This is a genomic window from Halalkalibacter akibai JCM 9157 (assembly GCF_000513135.1).
GTDB lineage: Bacteria > Bacillota > Bacilli > Bacillales > Bacillaceae_D > Halalkalibacter > Halalkalibacter akibai.
This window is the reverse complement of the sequence record NZ_BAUV01000004.1, coordinates 1-20651: the sequence shown is the minus strand read 5'-3', so window position 1 is coordinate 20651 and position 20651 is coordinate 1. Positions and strand designations below refer to the sequence as shown.

Sequence of the window (20651 nt, the reverse complement as noted above, 5' to 3'; positions counted from 1 at the left end):
GGTCAATAATTATCGTTTACATTATCCTAAAACGTTCTTTACATAAAAAGAATGTGAAGAAAAACATGAAAACCGGTGGCTTTTGCTTTATAATGAAATAATAACCAATGTTAAGGAGAGGTAGTATGAAGATTTTCAAAGTGTTTTTTCAAAAGAATTTAGACCAAGTTCCTGTGAGAGAGTTCACAGAAACGATTTATGTGGAAGGCGAAAGCGAATCTGATGTTCGTAAAAAGCTTGCTCCAAGAAAGTATAATATTGAATTTGTTACTCAAGTCTCTGGAGCGTACCTTGAGTATGAACAATCAAATGAAGCTTTTCAAGTGGAGACATTGTAATTCATGAAACAAGTTAAAAATAACCAAACTGCTGTTTTCGCGTTAGGCGGTTTAGGTGAAATTGGTAAAAATACGTACGCGGTGCAGTTTCAAGATGAAATTATTTTAATTGATGCCGGAATAAAGTTTCCAGAGGACGAGCTTCTTGGTATTGATTATGTAATTCCAGATTATACGTATTTAGTAAAAAATGAAGATAAAATTAAAGGCCTTTTTATCACACATGGACACGAAGATCACATAGGTGGGATCCCTTATTTACTTAGAGCTGTTAATGTCCCTATTTATGGAGGAAAGTTGGCTCTTGGTCTTTTAAAAGGCAAATTAGAAGAGCACGGTTTATTACGTAAAACAAAATTACATGAAGTACATGAAGATCAGGTTGTAAAATTCACCAAAACGTCCGTTTCGTTTTATAGAACAACTCACAGTATTCCTGAAGCTTTTGGAATCGTCGTAAAAACTCCACCAGGGAATATCGTGCATACAGGAGATTTCAAATTTGATTTCACACCTGTGGGTGAACCTGCAAACTTAACTAAAATGGCTAAAATCGGTGACGAAGGCGTACTTTGCCTTCTTTCAGATAGTACCAATAGTGAAATCCCTGAATTTACGATGTCTGAAAGAAAAGTTGGAGAAAGCATTAGTAGTATTTTTCGTAAAGTCGAAGGACGAGTAATTTTTGCAACCTTTGCGTCTAATATTCATAGACTTCAACAAGTTGTTGATGCAGCCGTACAAAACAATAGGAAAGTAGCTGTTTTCGGTCGCAGTATGGAAAATGCACTGAATATAGGGCAAGAATTAGGTTATATTAATGCACCAAAGAGTACTTTTATTGAACCTTCTCATATTAATAAACTACCTGATAATCAAGTAACCATTCTTTGTACAGGAAGCCAAGGAGAACCAATGGCTGCTTTGTCAAGAATAGCTAATGGTACTCATCGTCAAATCCAAATTATTCCAGGAGACACTGTCGTATTTTCTTCATCGCCAATTCCTGGAAATACCCTGAGTGTTAGTAAGACGATTAACCAACTATACAGAGCTGGCGCGGACGTCATTCATGGTTCCTTAAATGATATTCATACTTCGGGACACGGCGGACAAGAAGAACAAAAACTGATGCTTCGTCTTATGAAACCTCAATATTTCATGCCAATTCATGGAGAATATCGTATGCTTAAGATGCATATGAAACTAGCTGAAGATTGCGGGGTTCCACCGGAGAACAGTTTCATTATGGATAATGGTGATGTATTAGCACTCCACCCTGATGAAGCTGGTGTCGTTGGAAAAGTACCTTCTGGCTCTGTATATGTGGACGGAAATGGAATTGGTGATATTGGTAATATCGTACTACGAGATCGTCGTATCTTATCAGAAGAAGGTCTTGTTGTCGTTGTTGTCAGCTTAAATATGAAAGAATTTAAGGTTACTGCAGGACCAGATTTAATTTCACGAGGTTTTGTTTATATGAGAGAATCAAGTGATCTAATTCATGAAGCCCAAAAATTATTGGCTAATCATTTAAATCACGTGATGGAACGCAAAACTACTCAGTGGTCAGAAATTAAAAATGAGATTACTGATTTACTTGGACCATTTTTATATGAAAGAACAAAGCGTAAACCAATGATTTTACCTATTATAATGGAAGTTTAATTTACGAAGAAAGGTCGCTATTTTATATAGCGACCTTTCTTTTTATTGTGTTTTGAAACAAATATCAATTATTGAGAGTTGCCATTTGCCTCTTTTCCTTTTCTAAATCAATGGACAGCAAATATTTAATTAATGCATCTTGCTCTTGTTCTGAAAATCCACTAGCTCGATCCACCCAATTTTCATGACCTTCTCCGGTAACATGCGCATCTTGTAATTCGGTTGTAGTTTTGTTAGCAGCTATTACTTTTTCTCTTAATTCTCGGTCTAGAAGAGCCTTTAAACTATTATATGGGTCTGGAGTTACTCCTTTCATTAAGGTTCCAGCTAACCCAAATTGAGAACGATCATCTGGTCCTACTGCCACTCCTCCATCATGTAAATAAGGAGCAGAAAAGGCTAGTCCTACTAAACCTTTCACTTTGTATCCTCCATTTGAGTTATAAGCTAGAGCAAGCTCAACTTGGCTTTTCTCAAGATGATTAGTAGGAATTTTAATTCGTTCTGCATCTTCTGGTATAGGGATTGGTGTATCTAGTGGATAAAACCACGGCTCCATCTTTATATCCTCAGTGTCTTGAAATGCTTTTGCACGTGACCCCTCAGCTCGGACTATTTCATTTGGTATAATTCTGTTATTTGTTCTAGCTTCTCCAGCATGACAGGAAATACAACCCGCTTTTTCAAATACCTGTCTCCCTGCTAATTCCTCTGAACTATAAGAATTTGTTTCCGATGGTGGCTTTAAAGCGTTTTGATAAGCAGAAATTGCGTTCAATTCTTCAAGTACTTGATGCCCCTCCGACCCAATAACGGTTCCATTTGGCGTAAATAATGATAAGTATGGATATGTCGGAGGACGAAACATGTCGTTAAATCCAGGTACCGTTTCATTATGATCAATCTTTTCTAAGAAAGTTGAAGGTAACTCTTGGGAACTAGCTTGATATCTGTAACGTTTATTCGGAGCTCTTTGCAAAAGAATGCCAATGTAACGCTCTTTATCAATGTCAAACAACTCTTTACTTTGATCTGCTTGAGCTAATAAATCTGAGTTTTGCGCATGTACATTATTATTTAAAGCTGTTAACCCTTTAAACGGACCAACTGAAGCAAAACCATTCCAACCATACGGATGATCTCCCAAGGTAAAAGAATCTGGTATTTGACTTGGATTATTAACTAAATCCATCGTTGAATCAAAGTTTCCTTTTGGCCACTGCATTAAATTTCGATCAACTTCATTTTCTAAATCATAAGCGTCAGGCATGGCAATATAATCCCCATTACTTTCTTTTTCCTTCATCCATTCTTGTTTGCTAATAAACTGTTTAATGACCTTCGAATCAACATCTGTATTAGTAAAGTAAGCTGTTGAATTCGATGCTAAAGCTAGCATTAAACCGGCATCAAAATTAAGGTTCGGAGCACCTTCTATTACCAGACCAGTATCTCGGTCAACGGTCGCATGACACGCAGCACAAGAAATACCAGCTTTTAAACGTCCAGCTTTTAATTTAATGGGCATTCCTAAAGGTGCAAAAGCCCCCTTCGGAACATCTAACCCCGTTTCAATCATTTCTCCTTTTTTAAATTCTTTACCACCAATTACAGCATCTTCAGCTAACGCAACTTTTAAATTATCAGTTCCTTCTTTTCTAGCCTGAAGAACCGCTTTACCTATATTTATAATAGATAAAGGTCCATCCAATATTCCTAGTACATCTGTAATATACTCTTCATTATTGAATGTCTCTTCATAAAACAAATCTCTTCCAAATTCAATAAACTCTTCATCAACTTTTACAGCACCGTTATGCAACGATAAAAATTCAGAATCGGTATTCGCAGATGCTTCTTCATCTGATATAGATAAACCCCAAACGTCATAACCCAAAATATCATTCATTTTATGATCAAGTGGATGATTTAATGATAGTTGGGATGAAGGATTTACGGCATAGCCTGGCTCGAATAAATACAAACCACTATAAATGGCTAAGCCCAAAATCGCAACTCCAACTCCAATCAAAAAGCGGCGTCTCAAATTAATAACCTCCTTTTACCTATAAGAATAGGATGAACAAAAGCCCAAGCACTATTCCTTGAAATGCTATTAAACATTCAAAGTAACTCAGCTTAGCAAAACAAAAAAAGAGTGACTGAAGAAGTTTTGTCATAACTTCTTCAGTCACTCAAACCCATAATTATTCATTAAATAACCGACGCCATGTTTGTGGTCCAACTATGCCATCTATTGTAATCCCTTCTCTTCGTTGGAAATTACGAACCGCCCTCTCCGTAAGGGGGCCATACATTCCATCCACTTGAACATTCAGCGCCCGCTGTACTCTTTGCACATCTGCCCCCCTGATAAATGGTGACTGAACAGATAGTAACCGCTGATAGCCGACTCCAGTGTTCACCTGAGATTGATCGAGCGCTCTCCAAGTTTGCGGTCCTACTATCCCGTCTACTGCGATTCCTTCTCTTCTTTGAAATGCTCTTACTCGCTCCGCTGTCTCAGGTCCAAAAATTCCATCGGCTACCGCGCCAACTTTTTCCTGAACTTCTTGCACATCAGACCCTCGCATCATTGGAGATAGCAACCTAAGCATTCGTCTCGTTTCGCTCTGGTACAACTCCTCTCGGTGATCTGGTTCATCTGTTGGAGAAGCATGCTCGGGTTGTTCTGCTACTTGTTCAAAATCCCTAAGGGCAGCTCTTGTCTCTGGTCCAACTATACCATCTACCGTAATGCGCGCTGTTCGTTGAAAGCGCATCACTGCATCAGCCGTTTGAGAGCCATAAATGCCATCTATTGGACCAGGATGAAAACCAAGTTCTTCCAAGCGTTCTTGTAGAGCTCTCACATCGTCACCTTGATCTCCACGATTTAATATAGATCGCTGCCTAACTCCAGCAACGTAAGTAGCAGTAGGTGCTGGACGTCCTGTTAATTCGGCTCCTTCTTCTCTTAACCAGTTTCTAAACGTCCCCATACTTATCGATGGACATGGCTTCCACGCATAACCAGGGAACTCGATATGGCCCCATACATTTTCTACGGGTATGTTTAATTCACTCATTAAACTTCTTGTTAAATCTAGTGTAGCTTGCCTTTGAGCATCAGTTAATGATTGCGTTCTAAAATCTCCAACCATACAAATTCCAACAGCAAAACTATTACTGTTTCCAACATGATAGCTAACTACTTCTAAATCATGACATCTACTTATAGAACCATCTCTGTCAACAACATAATGATAACCAATTCCAGGCCATCCAAGGTTGTTAACATGATAACGAGCAAATGCTTCAGCACTTCCAGAAGTCGTTGCACTATGATGTATGGCTATGTTTCTAATTGCACTTCTCGCTCTTCTGCGATACGATCTCGTGTTGCTTGATGCAAGGACATTTCGTTTATCAATAATGTTCATCCTATCACCTCAATATACATATATATGCAATCAAGGCATTTGTTGATATTCTAACTGAAAAAAAGGAACTGATTTTACTCAGTCCCTTCCCACTTTTATTCCTTTATACCTAAGACGCGATTCACACGCTTTGTTAACATTTTCATTCCGCCGCCACCAGCTTGGAAATGACGCAACTGACCTTCTTCGTCAAAAACATAGTACGCAGGAACATACTCATTCTCAAATGCATCCGTTAACTTATGATGATCATCAACAAAAATAGGTTGATTAATTTCATGTTCTTCAGCTACTTTTTTTATTTCTTCCAAATTCAAATCTTTTTCTGATCTAGGCATATGCACAGCAATCACGTTTAACTTATCTTTATACTGATCACGAAACTCGTTTACATTTGGCATAGCTTCTTTACATAATCCACAACTAATTGACCAAAAATGAATCAATGTCGGCTTATCACCTACTAGTTCTTGCTTCGTTACTTCACCATTTAACCAAGTAGAAGCACCTTCTAATTCAGGCATTTGAGATCTTAGTTTTAGTGCCATATTGACCATCCTCTCTTTCATAACGTTAGATAAAAAAAGTCTAACATTGCTGCTAGACCTCAATTTGCATTTTAATTTACACTTATAGTGTAGCTTGTCCTGGCTTCCAGTTCGCTGGGCAAAGACCACCAGTTTGAAGCGCTTGAAGTACGCGAAGTGTCTCTTCTACGTCACGTCCAATGTTATTGTGATTAACAACAGAGTACATAAGCTCACCTTCAGGACTAATTATGAATAAACCACGAAGAGCAATACCCTCTTCTTCAATAAGAACACCATATTCACGTGACACAACGTGATTTGTATCAGCTGCAAGTGGGTACTTTAACTCACCAAGACCATTATCATCGCGAGAAGTGTTAATCCATGCTTTATGTGTATGAACCGTATCTGTTGAAACTCCAATTACCTCAGCATCTAAATCTTCAAATTCGTCATAACGATCACTTAAAGAAGTGATTTCAGTCGGACATACAAAAGTGAAATCCATTGGATAGAAGTAAAGAACTGTCCATTTATCGTTCTTCATGTTCTCCTCAAGACTCACCTTTCCAAATTCTTTATTAGGCATAACCGCATCCATTTCAAAACGTGGTGCTTGCTTTGCTACCATACGCTTGTCTGTCATATGTATAACCTCCTACAAATTTTTAATATACAGCCGTCATTATAAAAGAAGATTTATTGCTAGTCAATATTAAGTAATAATTAAAACAAATAACATTTTTTTAATTTACATATGTATTATATCCACATATAAATCTTCTAAACGGAGCTACTTTCCAATTATAGCAAGATTAAAAAGAGAAAGCGACAAAAATGCCCAGAATTCTCTTTTAGTAGTCAAGATATTTGAGAGAGTATCTTATTTATGCTAGGATAGTACTTTAAAAGAGAGCCCGAAAAAGTGTATGGTTATTTCATTATCATCCCTTTAGCTCTTAAAGAGAAAATGACTTGGAGTGATTAGATGGAACAATGGTGGAACCAATATTTTGATGGAAACTTCTTTTTAGAAATAGCAACAAGCATCGGACAAATCGTTATTGCAGTTATAGCATTCTTAGTTGCTCGTTCAATTGGGAAAAGACTTATTAGTGGAAGCTTTCAAAAGATGGAGTCTCAAAGAGGAATGTCTCCAGGCAGAGTAAAGACATTAGAAAAGCTTACGGTTAATGCGTTTTCCTATGTGTTAATATTTGTGTTTATAACCATTTTGATTAGTATCTTTGGGTTGGATGCAACAGGCTTAATTGCAGGTGCAGGTGTAGTTGGCCTAGCTATTGGTTTTGGAGCTCAAGGTCTTGTTAGCGATGTCGTCACTGGTTTCTTTCTACTACTAGAAAAACAAGTAGATGTGGACGATTATGTAACAGCTGGAGGAGTAGACGGAATCGTAGAACAGGTTGGTTTACGGAACACTCAAATTAGAGGCTTTGATGGAACATTACATTTCGTACCTAACCGTGCAATTGGAAATGTTAGTAATCACTCACGTGGGAATATGAGAGCGTTAGTTGATATGAGCATTTCATATAACGACAACATTGATGAGGCTATCGCTGTTTTGCAAACGGCTTGCGATCAGGTTGCTTTAGAGGAAGAAGCGATTAAAGAAGGTCCAAATGTAGTAGGAGTTCAAAGTTTAGGTGACTCTGATGTAGTTATTCGTGTGATTGCCAAAACAGAAAACATGCAACAATGGGCAGTTGAGCGGAAACTTCGCAAAGTATTAAAAGAAGCGCTGGACGCTAACAATATTGAAATCCCGTTCCCGCATCAAGTTTATATCGAAAAAAAGGAACAATAATTAGTTACGTAAAAAGAAGGTGAGAATCACTCACCTTCTTTTTAAATTAATTATTGACCAACTTTTTCTTCAACTTGTCTGCAAATTTCTTCCGATGTCATTCCATGCGCGTTTATAACAGATCCTCTGATTGCCGCATCTTGAATCCCCATCACATTTTGATCTTGCCCTGTAATTACGCAACAGTCACAACCTTGCGCATCTTGCTCTTGTTTTAATTGAACGACTTCGTATCCCATAGATTGTAGCCCTTGTTGTACATCTGTTAATGATTGTTCAACACCGATTCTTGGCATTTTTTAGTACCTCCATTATAAAGTTAATGTATTTCACTTTTAAAATCCCCAAGAATTTGGTAATTATACGTTACGATTGAAAATACCCCATATCTCGAATTTTTGCCTGAACAACAATTTTAACAGTTACCTTCAGATAAATACCAAAAAAGGCCACCCGCTTGCAGGTAGCCTGTTATTACAGTTCTTTTATATATTCAATTATGGTATCAACAGCAAAAGGTATGGCTTGTTCATTTGGTTCTAAACGAGCGTCGTGTAATCCGTAAGCACTGTCAACCCCGAGCCAGAACATAAAACCAGGAATCTCCTCTAAGAAATAGCCAAAGTCTTCTCCTGTCATCGCTTCATCACAAATCAAAAGATTGATGGACTCTTTGTTAGTAGCAAAATCAATAAAACTAGTTGTTTCTTTTTCATCATTATAAACCTGGCAATAATTTGCCCCATAATCAATTGATATCGAACAGTCAAATCCAACCTCTAACCCTCGCACAAGTGCTTCAATTCGCTCTTTGATTTTCTTCATAGTTTCTATCGACCTAGTTCTAATTGTCCCTTCAATCGTCGCTGTTTCTGCAATGATATTTTGCTTTGTCCCTCCTTTTATAACACCGATTGTTATAACACCTGCATCTAAAGGATTAACATTTCTAGCGATAATCGTTTGTAATTGCGTAACTAGATGACTTGAAGCGACAACCATATCATTGGCTGTATGTGGATAAGCGGCATGGCCCCCTTTGCCTTTCAGCGTTATAAATAACTCTGATGTGTTGGCAAAAAGCATACCTGTTTTAGTTGCAATCGTTCCTACTGGAAGTTCAGGAGCTATGTGAAGTGCAATGATTTTATCAAGTTTCCATTTCTTGAGCTGCTCTGATTCTAACATCTGCTTTGCTCCACCAGGACCTTCTTCTGCAGGTTGAAAAATGAACAAACAATTTTGTTTAGGTTGATTGGATGCAAAATAAGATAAGACTCCTAGCGCAATCGTCATATGTAAATCATGCCCGCATGCATGCATCGCACCAGCGTGTAACGACTTGAAATTTTGATATGATGTTTGTTCTTCAATCGGTAATCCGTCTATGTCTGCTCTATACCCAATCGTTTCAGAAGAATTCAAACCTTTAACAAAAACAAAAATTCCCGTTTTCCAAGTTTCTACTGTTAAAAATTGTTGGGGAAGTAGATGAATCTGATCAAGCAAGTATCGTTGAGTCTTTACCTCTTGATATCCAAGTTCTGGTATTTGGTGTAATTCTCGTCTGATATTAATTAATTCTTCAGCTTTTAACATTATTGTTCACCACAGTTTGAATTTTCTCTTCAAGCTTAGTATGAAACCATTTTACTTCATCTGCTGTCAATGTTAGCGGTGGTAATAAGCGAATGATCGTTTGTTGCGTTACATCAACCATAATACCATCTTCTAATAGTTGACGTTGAATTTCCTTAACCGATCCAGCATCAACATTCATAACAAGACCGAGCATCATTCCCATTCCACGTACTTCAGTTATGATTTCTGAGTATTTCTCCATTAAAACATTCATTTGTTCATGTAATTCATCTGCCACTAACTTTCCTTTTTCAAGCTGACCTTGCTTCATTAAAACATCAAACACAGCGTTTCCTAAAGCTGCACTTAACGGCGAAGGTCCAAAAGTTGTTCCGTGATCACCAGGCTTAAATACATGCGCGTATCGTTCTGCCACAATAATACCACCTAGTGGGAGTCCTCCCCCGATCCCTTTCGCAAATAAGATGACATCCGGTTCAATACCAGCTTGTTGGTAAGCAAAAAACGTACCTGTACGACCAACGCCTGTTTGGATTTCGTCCATACAACATAACACACCATAGGTCTTACACAGACTTGCTATATCTCTCAAGTAGTCTTGTTTAAGCGTCACAATTCCCCCAGATCCAAGAACAGGTTCAACGACAATTGCAGCAGGTGAAAATTGTTTAAACACATTCTCTAGTGCCTCAACATCATGTGGTTCAACTTCATAAACAGGTACATCAGTAACAGGAAAATCTTGATACACTCCAGCTTGTCTTGTAAGTTTTAGCGCTCCAAGAGTCCGTCCATGAAAACTATTTTTTAAAACGACAACACCTTGTTTCTTTTCCTTTTGCTCTTTAGCCCATTTATGAACAAATTTCAAAGCCGCTTCTGTAGCTTCTGCACCTGAATTCGCAAAAAATACTTTACCTTTTATCGAACTTGCGATTAAATTTTCTGCTAGAGCAATAGCTGGTTTATTATAAAAATAATTAGAAATATGAAGGAATTTGGATGCCTGATCTGTTAATGCTTTTAAAATATCTGGATGTGAATGTCCTAAAATATTCACAGCTAACCCCGTAAATAAATCCAAGTATTTCTTTCCATCCTCATCGTATAAGTAGTTACCCTCGCCACGCTCAATAACGATTGGGAGACGTCCGTAAGTGGACATAATGACTTCCTGATCTCGTTCCATCCAATTTAACACAGTGCTACCCCTCTCAATGTAAGGAAAGAGCTTTGCCGGAAGGGGAAACCCTCTCAACAAAGCTGCTTGTCCTGCTCTTTATTAGTTATCTTCATTTAAGCGTCTTAATTCATGCTTAATTTCTGTTTTACCTTTTGTTTTTTCATCAATTTCCTTAATAACGCGAGCCGGAGTACCAGCTACTACCGTATTAGCAGGAACATCTTCAATTACTACCGCTCCTGCTGCTACAACAGCACCTTTACCAACCGTTACACCTTCTAGTACAACACAATTTGCACCAATTACAACATCATCTTCAACTACAACAGGTTTTGCAGAAGGTGGCTCAATAACACCAGCTAATACAGTACCAGCACCAATGTGACAATTCTTTCCTACTGTCGCACGGCCACCTAATACTACATTCATATCAATCATTGTTCCTTCCCCAATGACTGCACCAATGTTAATACTAGCTCCCATCATAATAACTGCGTTGTCACCAATTTCAACTTGATCACGAATGATTGCGCCTGGCTCAATTCTTGCTTTAATATTTTTCATATCAAGAAGTGGGATTGCAGAGTTACGACGGTCGTTTTCAACGACAACATCTTCAATCTTCGCTTCGTTTTCTGTTAAGATTGGTTCAATAACACTCCATTCTCCAAATAAAACGCCTACAGAACCAGTAATAAATGCTTTCGTTCCTGAACCAAAGTCTAGTCCTTCTAAATCACCTTTAATATGTACTTTTACTGGTGTTTTCTTTTCACTTTTTGAGATAAATTGAATAATCTCGTTTGCATCCATCATTTTCATCTTTTATTCCTCCTACTTTATAAAACAATCTCCTTCATTATGATAAAGATTAAAAAACAAAAATGCAATCAGAAAGAAAGATTTTTTCGACAAAAATCGTTTAACGAAGCAAGACCAATAACAATGTTATCGTAAGGACAATAAACAAAGTCGTTATTAAGGTAACGCTTGAAACTAACCTTGGTTGTGAATCAAATTGAACAGCATACATAACGATAGTTGCTGCTGACGGCATTGCTGCAGAAACAATTAAAACTTTCGCCATTAAAGGGTCTAATGGCAGAACATATGTTAACGATCATGCTATTACGGGAGATAAAATTAACCTCACTCCTGAAGCATCGTCACCTTGCCCCATTCAAAATTCCTCCACTCAATCTTAGCTAATTGCATTCCCAAAATAATTAGAACAGTTGGGATTGCTGCTTCTGCAAATACTTCTATTGTTAACATCAAATTACTAGGCATAGAAATTGAAAAGACTTTCATTACTATACAGCAAGTTGCTGGCATCTTCACTACAGCTCTAAGAGCCATTTTTAAGCCTGTTTCTCCTCTTGCTGCGTAATATACTCCGAAACAATTCATTATGACTGATTGTAGAACTAAGAACATAATAGAGTAAGCAAAAGCTTCTTCTCCGTATGCAAACAATATAATGGGAGCTCCGTAATTCCCCGCGTTCATAAAAGCCGTTGATAATATAAGTCCACAACTCTATAGCGCACTTCTGTTGTAAAGTAGCTTCTCTGTATATTAGTTAAGCCTAGTTGACTAAGAGTTGAATAGAAAGTGAATACAACGTTTAAGGCACAATAGTATGTAATATATCAAAATAACCAAAGTCCAACTGTAATATAACAGACTCTACAAAAAAATGTAGAGTCTGTTTTCATCTTATTGTTTTTGAAACTGTGCCTCTTCAGTAGAGCCTCTAAGTGCGGTTGTAGAAGATGTTCCTCCAGAAACAACTTGGGAAATTTCATCAAAATAACCTGTTCCAACTTCACGTTGATGTCTTGTTGCAGTATAGCCTTTTGATTCACTATCAAATTCAGCTTGTTGTAACTCTGAATACGCTCCCATTCCTCTCGTTTTATAGCCATGAGCAAGTTCGAACATGCTATGATTGAGTGCATGGAACCCTGCAAGAGTAACAAATTGAAATTTATAACCCATCTTTCCTAATTCAATTTGGTATGTTTCAATTGTATCTTTATCTAGATTAGCTTCCCAATTAAAAGATGGAGAGCAGTTATACGCTAGCATCTTGCCAGGAAATTCTGCATGAATTGCATCAGCAAATTGCTTAGCTTCTTCTAAAGATGGTTTTGACGTTTCACACCAAATGAGATCAGCATAAGGAGCATAAGCCAGACCTCTTGCAATAGCTTGATCAATTCCAGCATTTGTTCGGTAGAAGCCTTCTGGCGTTCGTTCACCAGTAATAAAAGGACGATCAACCGGATCAATGTCACTTGTAATTAAGTCAGCTGCATCAGCATCTGTTCTTGCAATAATTAATGTTGGTACTCCACTCACATCAGCCGCAAGTCTTGCTGCCGTTAGATTTCGAACTGCCGTTTGCGTTGGGATTAATACTTTTCCTCCTAAATGTCCACATTTCTTTTCAGAGGCTAATTGATCTTCGAAATGTACTCCCGATGCACCCGACTCAATCATACCTTTCATTAATTCAAATACATTCAATTGCCCACCAAAGCCAGCCTCAGCATCAGCAACTATAGGAGCAAAATAGTCAACATCACCTTCGCCTTCCATATGTTGAATCTGATCAGCACGTTGTAGAGCTTGATTGATTCTTTTTACTACACTCGGAACACTATTTGCAGGATATAAGCTTTGATCTGGATACATTTGTCCAGCTAAATTCGCATCGGCAGCCACTTGCCAGCCACTTAAGTAAATGGCCTTTAAACCAGCTTTCACTTGCTGAACAGCTTGATTTCCAGTTAAGGCTCCTAAAGCATTTACGTAATCTTCTTGATTAATAAGACGCCATAATTTTTCTGCTCCCTTGCGAGCAAGTGTATGCTCAATTTGCACTGAACCTCTTAACCGAACTACATCTTCTCCAGTATAAGGTCTTTCAATTCCGTTCCATCTTTCATCGTTTGCCCATTGTTCCTCTAATTGTCTCGCTTGTCTTTGCCTAGATTCTTTTGTCATCTCTCTTCTCCCCTTTTTCAATATTCAAATTTTTAAACCGATAGTAGTACTTCTCTCCTTTGTACACCAAAGATGCTAACTTCATAGATTCATTCAAGCGCTTTGTTACTGCTCTCCCCTCCGTTTACCAGTCTGTATTATTACAGTTTAACTTTTACAAGTTTATAATATAACAGATAAAATGATGTTGCAACCATTTTTTTCATGTTTTTGGTAAATTTATTAGAAGTAAAGAAAAAGAGTCAAATGCTTGAGCATTTGACTCTTTTTCTTTTACTGCCGTTTATTTCTTAACCATGCATGAGACAATATACCATCTTCTGTTTCCGCCTCAAACATTAATTCGTAATCTTCGAGCTTATACACAAACATCCACAGGCCATCCATTTCATTAAATTCACTTTCATCTGGTGTGCCGAGTGTTCGCTTTAAATCATCTTTTTTAAGGTGATAGCTCTTGACATCAATTGCCATAGCAACACTTTTATTAGTCTCCGGATTAATAAAAAAAGTTCGATCACTATAGTCTAAAAATCTCCCTCCCTCGTAATAACCTTCCTTCGTTGGCTGACCTAACAAGTTTCTAATCCCCATTTCACCTATACCTAATTCTGTATCTATGGGAGCAAAAATCCCACTATAGCCTTTTTCAATCCAACTAAAAGAAAGGAATGGGTTATCTTGTGAAAAAACCGAAGTAACGTCAAAATCTCCTCTAGCTTGGGAATCTTTTTCTACCGAAACATCTTCACAACCAAACAAAATAAAAACAAACATAACGAATGTTAAAAACCTATGTAAGATTACTCCCACCTCTTTCCATTCTCTAATAACCAATCTTGACTTTTTCTCTCTTATCTATTCGCATCATACTAAAATAATCCTGCTTATAAATTTACGAAGGACCAATAAAGAGGACGAACAAAAGGTGATATTCCTTTATTCGTCCTCTTTTGACAATTATTTAGATTTAATCTTACCGACACCAATATCTTTACTAAATATTTTCACCAATCCTATACTCATGATAATTAAAATAATCGTAAGTGGGAATGCGCTCACTATTATCGCTGTTTGCAGTGCATGCAGTCCACCAGAGGCCATTAGTACAATTGCCGAAGCTGATAAAATAAGCCCCCACGTAATTTTTATAAAATTAGAAGGGTTGATATCGCCGTTTGTCGTTTGCATTCCAAGCACAAATGTAGCTGAATCGGCTGAAGTTATAAAGAATGTACTAATTAGTAAAACGGTTATAACTGATAATAACCCACCAAGTGGTAAATGATCATAAACATAAAATAAACCTGTTTCTAAACTTTGACTAGCTACGTCGATCCCATGAAGTAGATCCAAGTTAATTCCTGTACCTCCAAATACACAGAACCAGAATGCACAAACAAGCGTTGGAGCAATTAAAACAGCAATGGTAAATTCTCGGACCGAACGACCTTTAGAAACTCGCGCAATAAACATCCCGACAAAAGGAGACCAAGAAATCCACCAAGCCCAATAAAATATTGTCCACCCTCGAGTCCAAGCTGCACGGTCTTGATCAAAAGGAAATATTCGTAATCCCATTTGAGGTAAGTTTTGAATATATTCACCGAGTGTATGAGTAAATAAATTTAACAAAAACAAAGTTGGACCTAAAATTAACATTGAGACTAACAATAGAGTAGCTAAAATCATATTCGTATTACTTAAATACTTAATTCCACGCTTTATTCCAGTACTTGCAGATAAAATAAATAAAACAGTAATAATTAAAATTATTGAAACCTGGACCGTAAAATTAACTGGTAAACCAAATAAATAGCTAAGACCAGCGTTTATCTGCTGTGATCCAAGCCCTAGGGACGCACATACACCAAAAATCGTTGCAAATACAGCTACTATATCTATCGTATAGCCCAAAGGTCCTTTAACTTTCTCGCCCAGAATGGGATATAGGGTAGAACTCATTAGACCAGGTGCACCCTTCCGAAATTTAAAATAAGCAAGTGCAAGAGCTACAACTGCGTATATAGCCCACGCATGAAACCCCCAATGAAGATAAGTGTAACGAAGAGCAAGCAAAGCTGATTCTCTTGTTCCTCCTTCACCTACTGGTGGGGAAGCATAGTGAGAGACTGGTTCAGAAACACCATAAAATAAGAGACCAATGCCCATACCTGCACTAAACAACATCGCAAACCAAGTTACACGACTAAACTCTGGCTTATCAGTGTCTTTTCCAAGTTTAATCCTTCCGTACTTGCTAAATATTAAAAATATCGAAAAAAGCAAAAAGAATGTGGCTGATAAATTATAAAACCAACCGAATGCATTTAGAAAAAATTCTTGTGCCACCGTCATTATTGCTCCAAGTTGTTCAGGAAAAAAAGATCCCCATAAAACAAATACAAGAGCCATAATGACCGATATCTTAAACGTTATTGTTAAGTTTTTCATCACTGAGCCCCTCCCTGTTTCTATAGGTTGTAGCAAATCTAAGCTAATTATTTATCCTAACAAAAAAAGAATGTCTAAAAGATTTTCGACCTTTTAGACATTCTCGATTGTTTTAATTGTTTGAAAAATTAGCAGCAGAATTACTATTTTCATTATACTCTTGACTCAGTTCCTCAGCCTGTTTGTTTTCTAAGTAAATACTTCTACTTGGGAATGCAATTGTTACATTTTCTTCTTCAAGTATTTTCATGACCTTAAAGTTTATATCTTCTTTAATTCTGAACCATTCTGTCCATGCGATGGTCTTTGTAAAGAAATAAACAAAAATATCAAGACTTGAACTATTAAATTCATTGAAACGGACCATAATTAGTTCTTGATCAATTTCGTCATGAGAACGTAAAATTTCTTCAATTCTTCTAGCGCATTTTTCTACTTTCTCCTGTGGTGTAGAATACATTAGACCGATAGAAAACGAGACGCGACGCTTCCCCATCTCAGACCAATTTGTGATCGGTTCATTAGCTAATGTCGAGTTAGGAATAGTTACTACCGAGTCAGCAAATGTACGGATCTGTGTACTCCTAAAGTTAATATCCTCAACAGTCCCCTCCACAGATGGAGTTTGAATCCAATCACCCTTTTTAAAAGGTTTCTCTGTAATGATGATAATACCACCAAAGAAATTACCAATTGTATCTTGAGCCGCTAACGCAAAAGCCAAACCACCTAAACCTAGACCGGCTATAAAGCCACTAATTTCATAGCCCCATTCACTAGCAATCACGACAATTGTTAATGCCACAATAACAAAACGGAGTATTTTCGACACAAACGGAATCAACATACTATGTGCATCTATTTCTGAATCGCGCATAAATCGAAAAAATGCTACAGAATGAGCAGAAGTGTAATTATATAAACCCCAACCAATTAAAATAATAATAATTGATCTATAAAGATCATCCACAAATGAAATCGTTGTAAAATGAAATGGCAAATAAACAAGAGCTAAGTATGTACCAAGTACTATCCAAAAAGTGCGGATCGGACGTTCAAATGATAATAATATATTAGTGAATAGTTCAGTCGGTGTTTTACGAAGCATTGCAAGAACAATTTTAAAGATATATGTAGTGAAAATTTTTCGGAAGAGAAGAAAGACAGAGAATATCGCTATTGCAATTCCGATATGACTCCATTCTAGCCGACTTAAAGAATGGACGAATGCATCCCATTTCCAGTTATTTATTTCCATGTAAATCCCACCTTTTCACCTTCATATTTTACCATAGGTAGGACAAACATAATAGAAAAAACCCCCTTTAATTGAGGTTCTTCCATTTATCAGATTTACCCGTTTGAATTTTTAGTTGAATTTGTTTGAATCTTTAGGACATCGCTGAATTCCGTCCAATCCTTACTTATATCTGCTAGAAGTTGCATTACCTTAGCTCCTTCAACAGACTGAAACTTACTTAAAAATTCCGCTCGTGTTTTAATTCCTTGCTCCGAAATTAGAAAATAGACCCCGGCTGCTCCAACAACTCCGCCGATAACTGTGCTTATAATAAATTTATTTTTAAACATTTAATCCCCCCTATTTATCATATACCTTTTGAAGCTTTTCCAAATTTTATGTATGAAATGACAAAATAGAATATAGAGAATAATGCATACTAATGAAGTGGGTAGAAGGAGGGTTTTGTTTGAGTGTAAAATCAAAAATTTATAAAATACTCAGAATATGGAATGACATAGATGCTATTAGAAAAGGTCGAGCAGGAAAACGGATCGGTCGTCGGATTGTTGGACGCACATCAGGAAAAGCAATTAGGAAATGGTTTAAATAAAGTACAGAAGTGAGCTTAAAGGAGGAACTCCCCTTTAAGCTCACCTTCTTAATGTTTGTGCTTTTTTTGGTCATCCCATTTTGGAATAAAATTGTTTTCCTCTAATTTTTCAAAGTGCTTATCAATCATTGCGTTGATTTTATCTGCCTTTTCAGGTGTAAATACTCCGTAATCTACGTACTTTGTTATGATCTCTTTCTTTTTCTTCATTACTTCCATATGTAGCTGAGCCATTTCCTGTCTTTGTTCGTCAGTTAACTTAATTTCAGTCTCTTCTGCCAAAATAAAAGTAGGTAAACACATAAAAGCTGTTACAAGAATGATCATTAAACTAAATTTCTTCATGTCTTCACTCCTTTTAATCATTTTTATAGTGTGAACGAAGAACTCCATTTTATCCATAAATCTATTAAAACCAAGAGATTATCATAACAATTGTTTATAGTAAGAAAAAACAGAGCAACAAAATCTGCCTACAATTTGATGCTCTCTTACTACTAATACCAAGGCCCCTGAAAAAGGTGAGAACCTTTTCAGGGGCCTTATAACTAACAATAGGAACTAATTTCCGATCTATTTATTTCTCTTTAAAAACATCTTTCTCATAATTACCTCTAGGGAGTGCAACATCTTCTCCCTCATAATCATCAATTTTACCGTCAATTGTTCCTTCTACATACACGTCACTCACTTGTTCATGTGTAGTAGCTAGGCCTTTTTCTACTTCATTGGTACTTTGGTAATCCTCTGGCTGATACGACTGTTCAGCAACTTCATTTGCTTTTGGTGTCTTTTTGTTTGTCATTTACAAACCCTCCTTTACTGCGGTTATTATTTACATTTACAGCAAAATTATAAGAGGGTTTAAAACTTCTTTAATATTTAAATTGAATGATAAATGAAGTTCCTTGTTCACTTGTCTCAATGTCAATATGGGCAGAATGTCTTGCGACGATACTATAACAAATAGCTAACCCTAATCCAGTCCCTTTTTCTTTTGTTGTAAAGAAAGGAGTCCCAATATTATTTATGATTTCTTTGCTAATACCAGGGCCCTCATCTTTAATGTCTAAAACGACACGTTCTTCCTTAACGTAAGTGCGAATGAGTAAAACTCCACCAGGATTCATGGCTTCTAGACCATTTAACCCAATATTTAATATAAGTTGTCTGATCTCTTTCTCATCTAAGTATAAAAGAGGACAATCTTCTAACTGTAATTTAACTTCTTTGCTGTCTAACAGCGCTTCTGCTCTTAGTAAAGGATGCAATGTGTTAATAATTGAATTAAGGTCTTTTTGCCTTCTATCATTTGCTTTATCTTTTGCTAACGTCAGAAACTCTGTAATAATTCCATTAGCCCTGTGCAATTCATCAATCATTAAATTGATATACTCTTCAGGTTGAGGTGTTTTCTGATTTTTGGCTAATTGCAGAAAACCAAGTACAGTTGTCATCGGATTACGAATTTCGTGAGCAATACCCGCCGCCATTTCACCAACAAGATTTAGACGATCTAGCCGGGTGATTTCTTTTTCTAGTTGTACACGTTCAGTCACATCTGTAATTGTACTGATAATGCAGTCTTCACCATTAATGTTGGCTGTTTCAGTAGAAATCAACCCTGATCTAACTTCTTGATTCTTTGTTTCATATGTAATTTCTACATTATAAACCCCAATCCTCAAATCATATGGGATTGTGTAGGGTAAATTTGTTGAATGATTTGTTTCTCTTATATGTAAAATGTCTTCTGGTAAGTTCTCTAAATCTTGACTAGTGTAACCAGTCAGCAAAGTCCAAGTCTCATTAACCGCTATGTACTTCTTATCTTTTAGCATTCTAATGGCCATTAAATTTGGACTATACCTAAATATCTTTTTGAATCTTTCTTCAGAAATTTGAAGTTCTGAATTTTTCTTTACTAATTCCGCTGTTTTTTCTTTCACAATTAACTCTAAGTTATTTTGTTTTTCTTTTAACTCTGTTGCTTGTTTCTCTAGTAATTGATTTTTTTGATTTATTTCAATTTGCTTTTTATAAATTTGTACAAACGCCTCAACTTTACTTCTTAGTACAATCGGGTTGTATGGCTTAAAGATATAATCAATTGCTCCTGTTGAATAACCAGTAGAAACATGCTCAGTTGCCTTACTTAACGCTGTTACAAATATAATTGGTGTATGGCTCGACTGTTTCCTCTTTTTGATAATCTCTGCTGTCTCAAAACCATTTAATCCTGGCATTTGTACATCCAATAAAATAACAGCAAATTCATGCTGTAACACATACTTAAGCGCTTCTTCTCCAGAGTAAGCAGCAAATAGATTATAATCTTTAAAATCTAAAACAGCCTCCAAAGCCATTATATTCTCTGGTCGATCATCAACGATAAGAATATTCACCTTATTCTTTTGTTTCATCAAAATCCCCTCAATCTGTTCTGTCCTACTTCATGTAAAGAAAGAATAAAGTTTATCTTATTTAATCTTTTTGTAAATTCTCTCAACAAGATCTATTTCTTGATATGTATTCGAAGAATTGTATAAATTTATTGATTCCTTACTCCCTAACCCTAAATACCCATTGTCACTCAGACTATCATAAAACAGATCATATACTCTGTTGGTTAACTGTTTATTAAAATAAATTAGTACATTTCTACAAATAATTACTTGAAATTCATTAAAAGAGTGGTCTGTCACTAAATTATGATGAGCAAAAATGATATTTTTCT

The 20651-nt window shown here is 36.6% G+C and carries 23 protein-coding genes; 4 read left to right on the top strand and 19 right to left on the bottom strand.

Annotated elements, in window-relative coordinates; translation table 11 throughout:
• Window positions 1-125: 125 nt before the first annotated feature.
• Complete coding sequence (locus JCM9157_RS03700; RefSeq protein ID WP_035662310.1) at window positions 126-338, top strand: DNA-dependent RNA polymerase subunit epsilon; 213 nt, start codon at window positions 126-128, stop codon at window positions 336-338.
• Window positions 339-341: 3 nt separating this feature from the next.
• Window positions 342-2009 carry a ribonuclease J1 gene (rnjA, locus tag JCM9157_RS03695; RefSeq protein WP_035662309.1) on the top strand — a complete coding sequence of 556 codons (1668 nt, stop codon included), beginning with the start codon at window positions 342-344 and terminating at the stop codon, window positions 2007-2009.
• 64 nt (window positions 2010-2073) lie between these two features.
• On the opposite strand, the gene JCM9157_RS03690 is transcribed toward rnjA, so the two are convergent.
• From JCM9157_RS03690 to JCM9157_RS03675, 4 genes are all read right to left on the bottom strand, one after another.
• Window positions 2074-4056, bottom strand: coding sequence for an electron transport protein (locus tag JCM9157_RS03690; RefSeq protein WP_052012934.1), 1983 nt, complete (start codon window positions 4054-4056; stop codon window positions 2074-2076).
• 160 nt (window positions 4057-4216) lie between these two features.
• Window positions 4217-5452: a peptidoglycan recognition protein family protein gene (locus JCM9157_RS23225; protein WP_052012933.1), complete on the bottom strand. Its 1236-nt coding sequence runs from the start codon at window positions 5450-5452 to the stop codon at window positions 4217-4219.
• Between the two features lie 95 nt (window positions 5453-5547).
• A complete protein-coding gene (locus JCM9157_RS03680; protein WP_035662308.1) occupies window positions 5548-6000 on the bottom strand; it encodes a TlpA disulfide reductase family protein in 453 nt (150 codons plus the stop codon).
• Window positions 6001-6082: 82 nt separating this feature from the next.
• Complete coding sequence (locus JCM9157_RS03675) at window positions 6083-6628, bottom strand: peroxiredoxin (protein ID WP_035662304.1); 546 nt, start codon at window positions 6626-6628, stop codon at window positions 6083-6085.
• Between the two features lie 342 nt (window positions 6629-6970).
• On the opposite strand from JCM9157_RS03675, the gene JCM9157_RS03670 reads away from it, so the two are divergent.
• On the top strand, window positions 6971-7810 hold the full coding sequence (locus JCM9157_RS03670) for a mechanosensitive ion channel family protein (RefSeq protein ID WP_035662301.1): 840 nt from the start codon (window positions 6971-6973) through the stop codon (window positions 7808-7810).
• Between the two features lie 50 nt (window positions 7811-7860).
• Here JCM9157_RS03670 and JCM9157_RS03665 read toward each other — a convergent pair whose 3' ends face one another.
• From JCM9157_RS03665 to JCM9157_RS03620, 11 genes are all read right to left on the bottom strand, one after another.
• Window positions 7861-8106, bottom strand: a complete 246-nt coding sequence (locus JCM9157_RS03665; protein WP_035662298.1) for a YkuS family protein — start codon at window positions 8104-8106, stop codon at window positions 7861-7863.
• A gap of 178 nt (window positions 8107-8284) precedes the next feature.
• Complete coding sequence (locus JCM9157_RS03660; RefSeq protein WP_035662296.1) at window positions 8285-9409, bottom strand: N-acetyldiaminopimelate deacetylase; 1125 nt, start codon at window positions 9407-9409, stop codon at window positions 8285-8287.
• Window positions 9396-10613 (bottom strand): aspartate aminotransferase family protein, encoded by a 1218-nt coding sequence (locus JCM9157_RS03655; protein ID WP_081734031.1) that lies wholly within the window; start codon window positions 10611-10613, stop codon window positions 9396-9398. Before JCM9157_RS03655 ends, JCM9157_RS03660 begins: the two co-directional genes overlap by 14 nt.
• Window positions 10614-10694: 81 nt before the next feature.
• Window positions 10695-11417, bottom strand: a complete 723-nt coding sequence (gene dapD, locus JCM9157_RS03650; RefSeq protein ID WP_035662293.1) for a 2,3,4,5-tetrahydropyridine-2,6-dicarboxylate N-acetyltransferase — start codon at window positions 11415-11417, stop codon at window positions 10695-10697.
• Between the two features lie 100 nt (window positions 11418-11517).
• Window positions 11518-11682 (bottom strand): hypothetical protein, encoded by a 165-nt coding sequence (locus JCM9157_RS25975; RefSeq protein WP_156321470.1) that lies wholly within the window; start codon window positions 11680-11682, stop codon window positions 11518-11520.
• Window positions 11683-11744: 62 nt separating this feature from the next.
• Window positions 11745-12071, bottom strand: coding sequence for an AEC family transporter (locus JCM9157_RS25970; RefSeq protein ID WP_052012932.1), 327 nt, complete (start codon window positions 12069-12071; stop codon window positions 11745-11747).
• A gap of 243 nt (window positions 12072-12314) precedes the next feature.
• Window positions 12315-13607 (bottom strand): isocitrate lyase, encoded by a 1293-nt coding sequence (gene aceA / locus JCM9157_RS03640; RefSeq protein ID WP_035662291.1) that lies wholly within the window; start codon window positions 13605-13607, stop codon window positions 12315-12317.
• 273 nt (window positions 13608-13880) lie between these two features.
• On the bottom strand, window positions 13881-14420 hold the full coding sequence (locus JCM9157_RS03635) for a hypothetical protein (RefSeq protein ID WP_148296801.1): 540 nt from the start codon (window positions 14418-14420) through the stop codon (window positions 13881-13883).
• Window positions 14421-14567: 147 nt separating this feature from the next.
• The gene (locus JCM9157_RS03630) at window positions 14568-16061 is read right to left on the bottom strand and encodes a glycine betaine uptake BCCT transporter (protein WP_035662288.1); all 1494 of its coding nucleotides are present in this window, start codon (window positions 16059-16061) and stop codon (window positions 14568-14570) included.
• A 112-nt stretch (window positions 16062-16173) separates the two neighbouring features.
• Complete coding sequence (locus JCM9157_RS03625; RefSeq protein WP_035662287.1) at window positions 16174-17319, bottom strand: mechanosensitive ion channel family protein; 1146 nt, start codon at window positions 17317-17319, stop codon at window positions 16174-16176.
• 95 nt (window positions 17320-17414) lie between these two features.
• Window positions 17415-17651, bottom strand: a complete 237-nt coding sequence (locus tag JCM9157_RS03620; protein ID WP_035662284.1) for a YtxH domain-containing protein — start codon at window positions 17649-17651, stop codon at window positions 17415-17417.
• Between the two features lie 119 nt (window positions 17652-17770).
• Here JCM9157_RS03620 and JCM9157_RS24860 point away from each other — a divergent pair, with 119 nt between their 5' ends.
• On the top strand, window positions 17771-17914 hold the full coding sequence (locus tag JCM9157_RS24860; RefSeq protein WP_162831749.1) for a hypothetical protein: 144 nt from the start codon (window positions 17771-17773) through the stop codon (window positions 17912-17914).
• A 48-nt stretch (window positions 17915-17962) separates the two neighbouring features.
• Here the strand turns inward: JCM9157_RS24860 and JCM9157_RS03615 are convergent, their stop codons facing one another.
• The 4 genes from JCM9157_RS03615 to JCM9157_RS03600 form a co-directional block, all read right to left on the bottom strand.
• The gene (locus JCM9157_RS03615) at window positions 17963-18259 is read right to left on the bottom strand and encodes a YckD family protein (protein ID WP_052012931.1); all 297 of its coding nucleotides are present in this window, start codon (window positions 18257-18259) and stop codon (window positions 17963-17965) included.
• A gap of 232 nt (window positions 18260-18491) precedes the next feature.
• The gene (locus JCM9157_RS03610) at window positions 18492-18719 is read right to left on the bottom strand and encodes a YozQ family protein (RefSeq protein ID WP_035662282.1); all 228 of its coding nucleotides are present in this window, start codon (window positions 18717-18719) and stop codon (window positions 18492-18494) included.
• Between the two features lie 70 nt (window positions 18720-18789).
• The gene (locus tag JCM9157_RS03605) at window positions 18790-20337 is read right to left on the bottom strand and encodes a response regulator (protein ID WP_035662280.1); all 1548 of its coding nucleotides are present in this window, start codon (window positions 20335-20337) and stop codon (window positions 18790-18792) included.
• A gap of 57 nt (window positions 20338-20394) precedes the next feature.
• A partial coding sequence (locus tag JCM9157_RS03600) for a CheR family methyltransferase (RefSeq protein ID WP_035662279.1) occupies window positions 20395-20651 on the bottom strand: 257 nt, incomplete at its 5' end.

What these genes read in the sequence shown, in the direction of transcription:
- rnjA (WP_035662309.1), top strand. Translation starts at nt 342, where the DNA reads ATGAAACAAGTTAAAAATAACCAAACTGCTGTTTTCGCGTTAGGCGGT.
- JCM9157_RS03605 (WP_035662280.1), bottom strand. Translation starts at nt 20,337, where the DNA reads ATGAAACAAAAGAATAAGGTGAATATTCTTATCGTTGATGATCGACCA.
- JCM9157_RS03630 (WP_035662288.1), bottom strand. Translation starts at nt 16,061, where the DNA reads ATGAAAAACTTAACAATAACGTTTAAGATATCGGTCATTATGGCTCTT.
- JCM9157_RS03660 (WP_035662296.1), bottom strand. Translation starts at nt 9,409, where the DNA reads ATGTTAAAAGCTGAAGAATTAATTAATATCAGACGAGAATTACACCAA.
- JCM9157_RS03625 (WP_035662287.1), bottom strand. Translation starts at nt 17,319, where the DNA reads ATGGAAATAAATAACTGGAAATGGGATGCATTCGTCCATTCTTTAAGT.
- JCM9157_RS03680 (WP_035662308.1), bottom strand. Translation starts at nt 6,000, where the DNA reads ATGGCACTAAAACTAAGATCTCAAATGCCTGAATTAGAAGGTGCTTCT.
- JCM9157_RS03700 (WP_035662310.1), top strand. Translation starts at nt 126, where the DNA reads ATGAAGATTTTCAAAGTGTTTTTTCAAAAGAATTTAGACCAAGTTCCT.
- aceA (WP_035662291.1), bottom strand. Translation starts at nt 13,607, where the DNA reads ATGACAAAAGAATCTAGGCAAAGACAAGCGAGACAATTAGAGGAACAA.
- JCM9157_RS03610 (WP_035662282.1), bottom strand. Translation starts at nt 18,719, where the DNA reads ATGACAAACAAAAAGACACCAAAAGCAAATGAAGTTGCTGAACAGTCG.
- dapD (WP_035662293.1), bottom strand. Translation starts at nt 11,417, where the DNA reads ATGAAAATGATGGATGCAAACGAGATTATTCAATTTATCTCAAAAAGT.
- JCM9157_RS03665 (WP_035662298.1), bottom strand. Translation starts at nt 8,106, where the DNA reads ATGCCAAGAATCGGTGTTGAACAATCATTAACAGATGTACAACAAGGG.
- JCM9157_RS03615 (WP_052012931.1), bottom strand. Translation starts at nt 18,259, where the DNA reads ATGAAGAAATTTAGTTTAATGATCATTCTTGTAACAGCTTTTATGTGT.
- JCM9157_RS03670 (WP_035662301.1), top strand. Translation starts at nt 6,971, where the DNA reads ATGGAACAATGGTGGAACCAATATTTTGATGGAAACTTCTTTTTAGAA.
- JCM9157_RS23225 (WP_052012933.1), bottom strand. Translation starts at nt 5,452, where the DNA reads ATGAACATTATTGATAAACGAAATGTCCTTGCATCAAGCAACACGAGA.
- JCM9157_RS03620 (WP_035662284.1), bottom strand. Translation starts at nt 17,651, where the DNA reads ATGTTTAAAAATAAATTTATTATAAGCACAGTTATCGGCGGAGTTGTT.
- JCM9157_RS25975 (WP_156321470.1), bottom strand. Translation starts at nt 11,682, where the DNA reads ATGGCGAAAGTTTTAATTGTTTCTGCAGCAATGCCGTCAGCAGCAACT.
- JCM9157_RS03675 (WP_035662304.1), bottom strand. Translation starts at nt 6,628, where the DNA reads ATGACAGACAAGCGTATGGTAGCAAAGCAAGCACCACGTTTTGAAATG.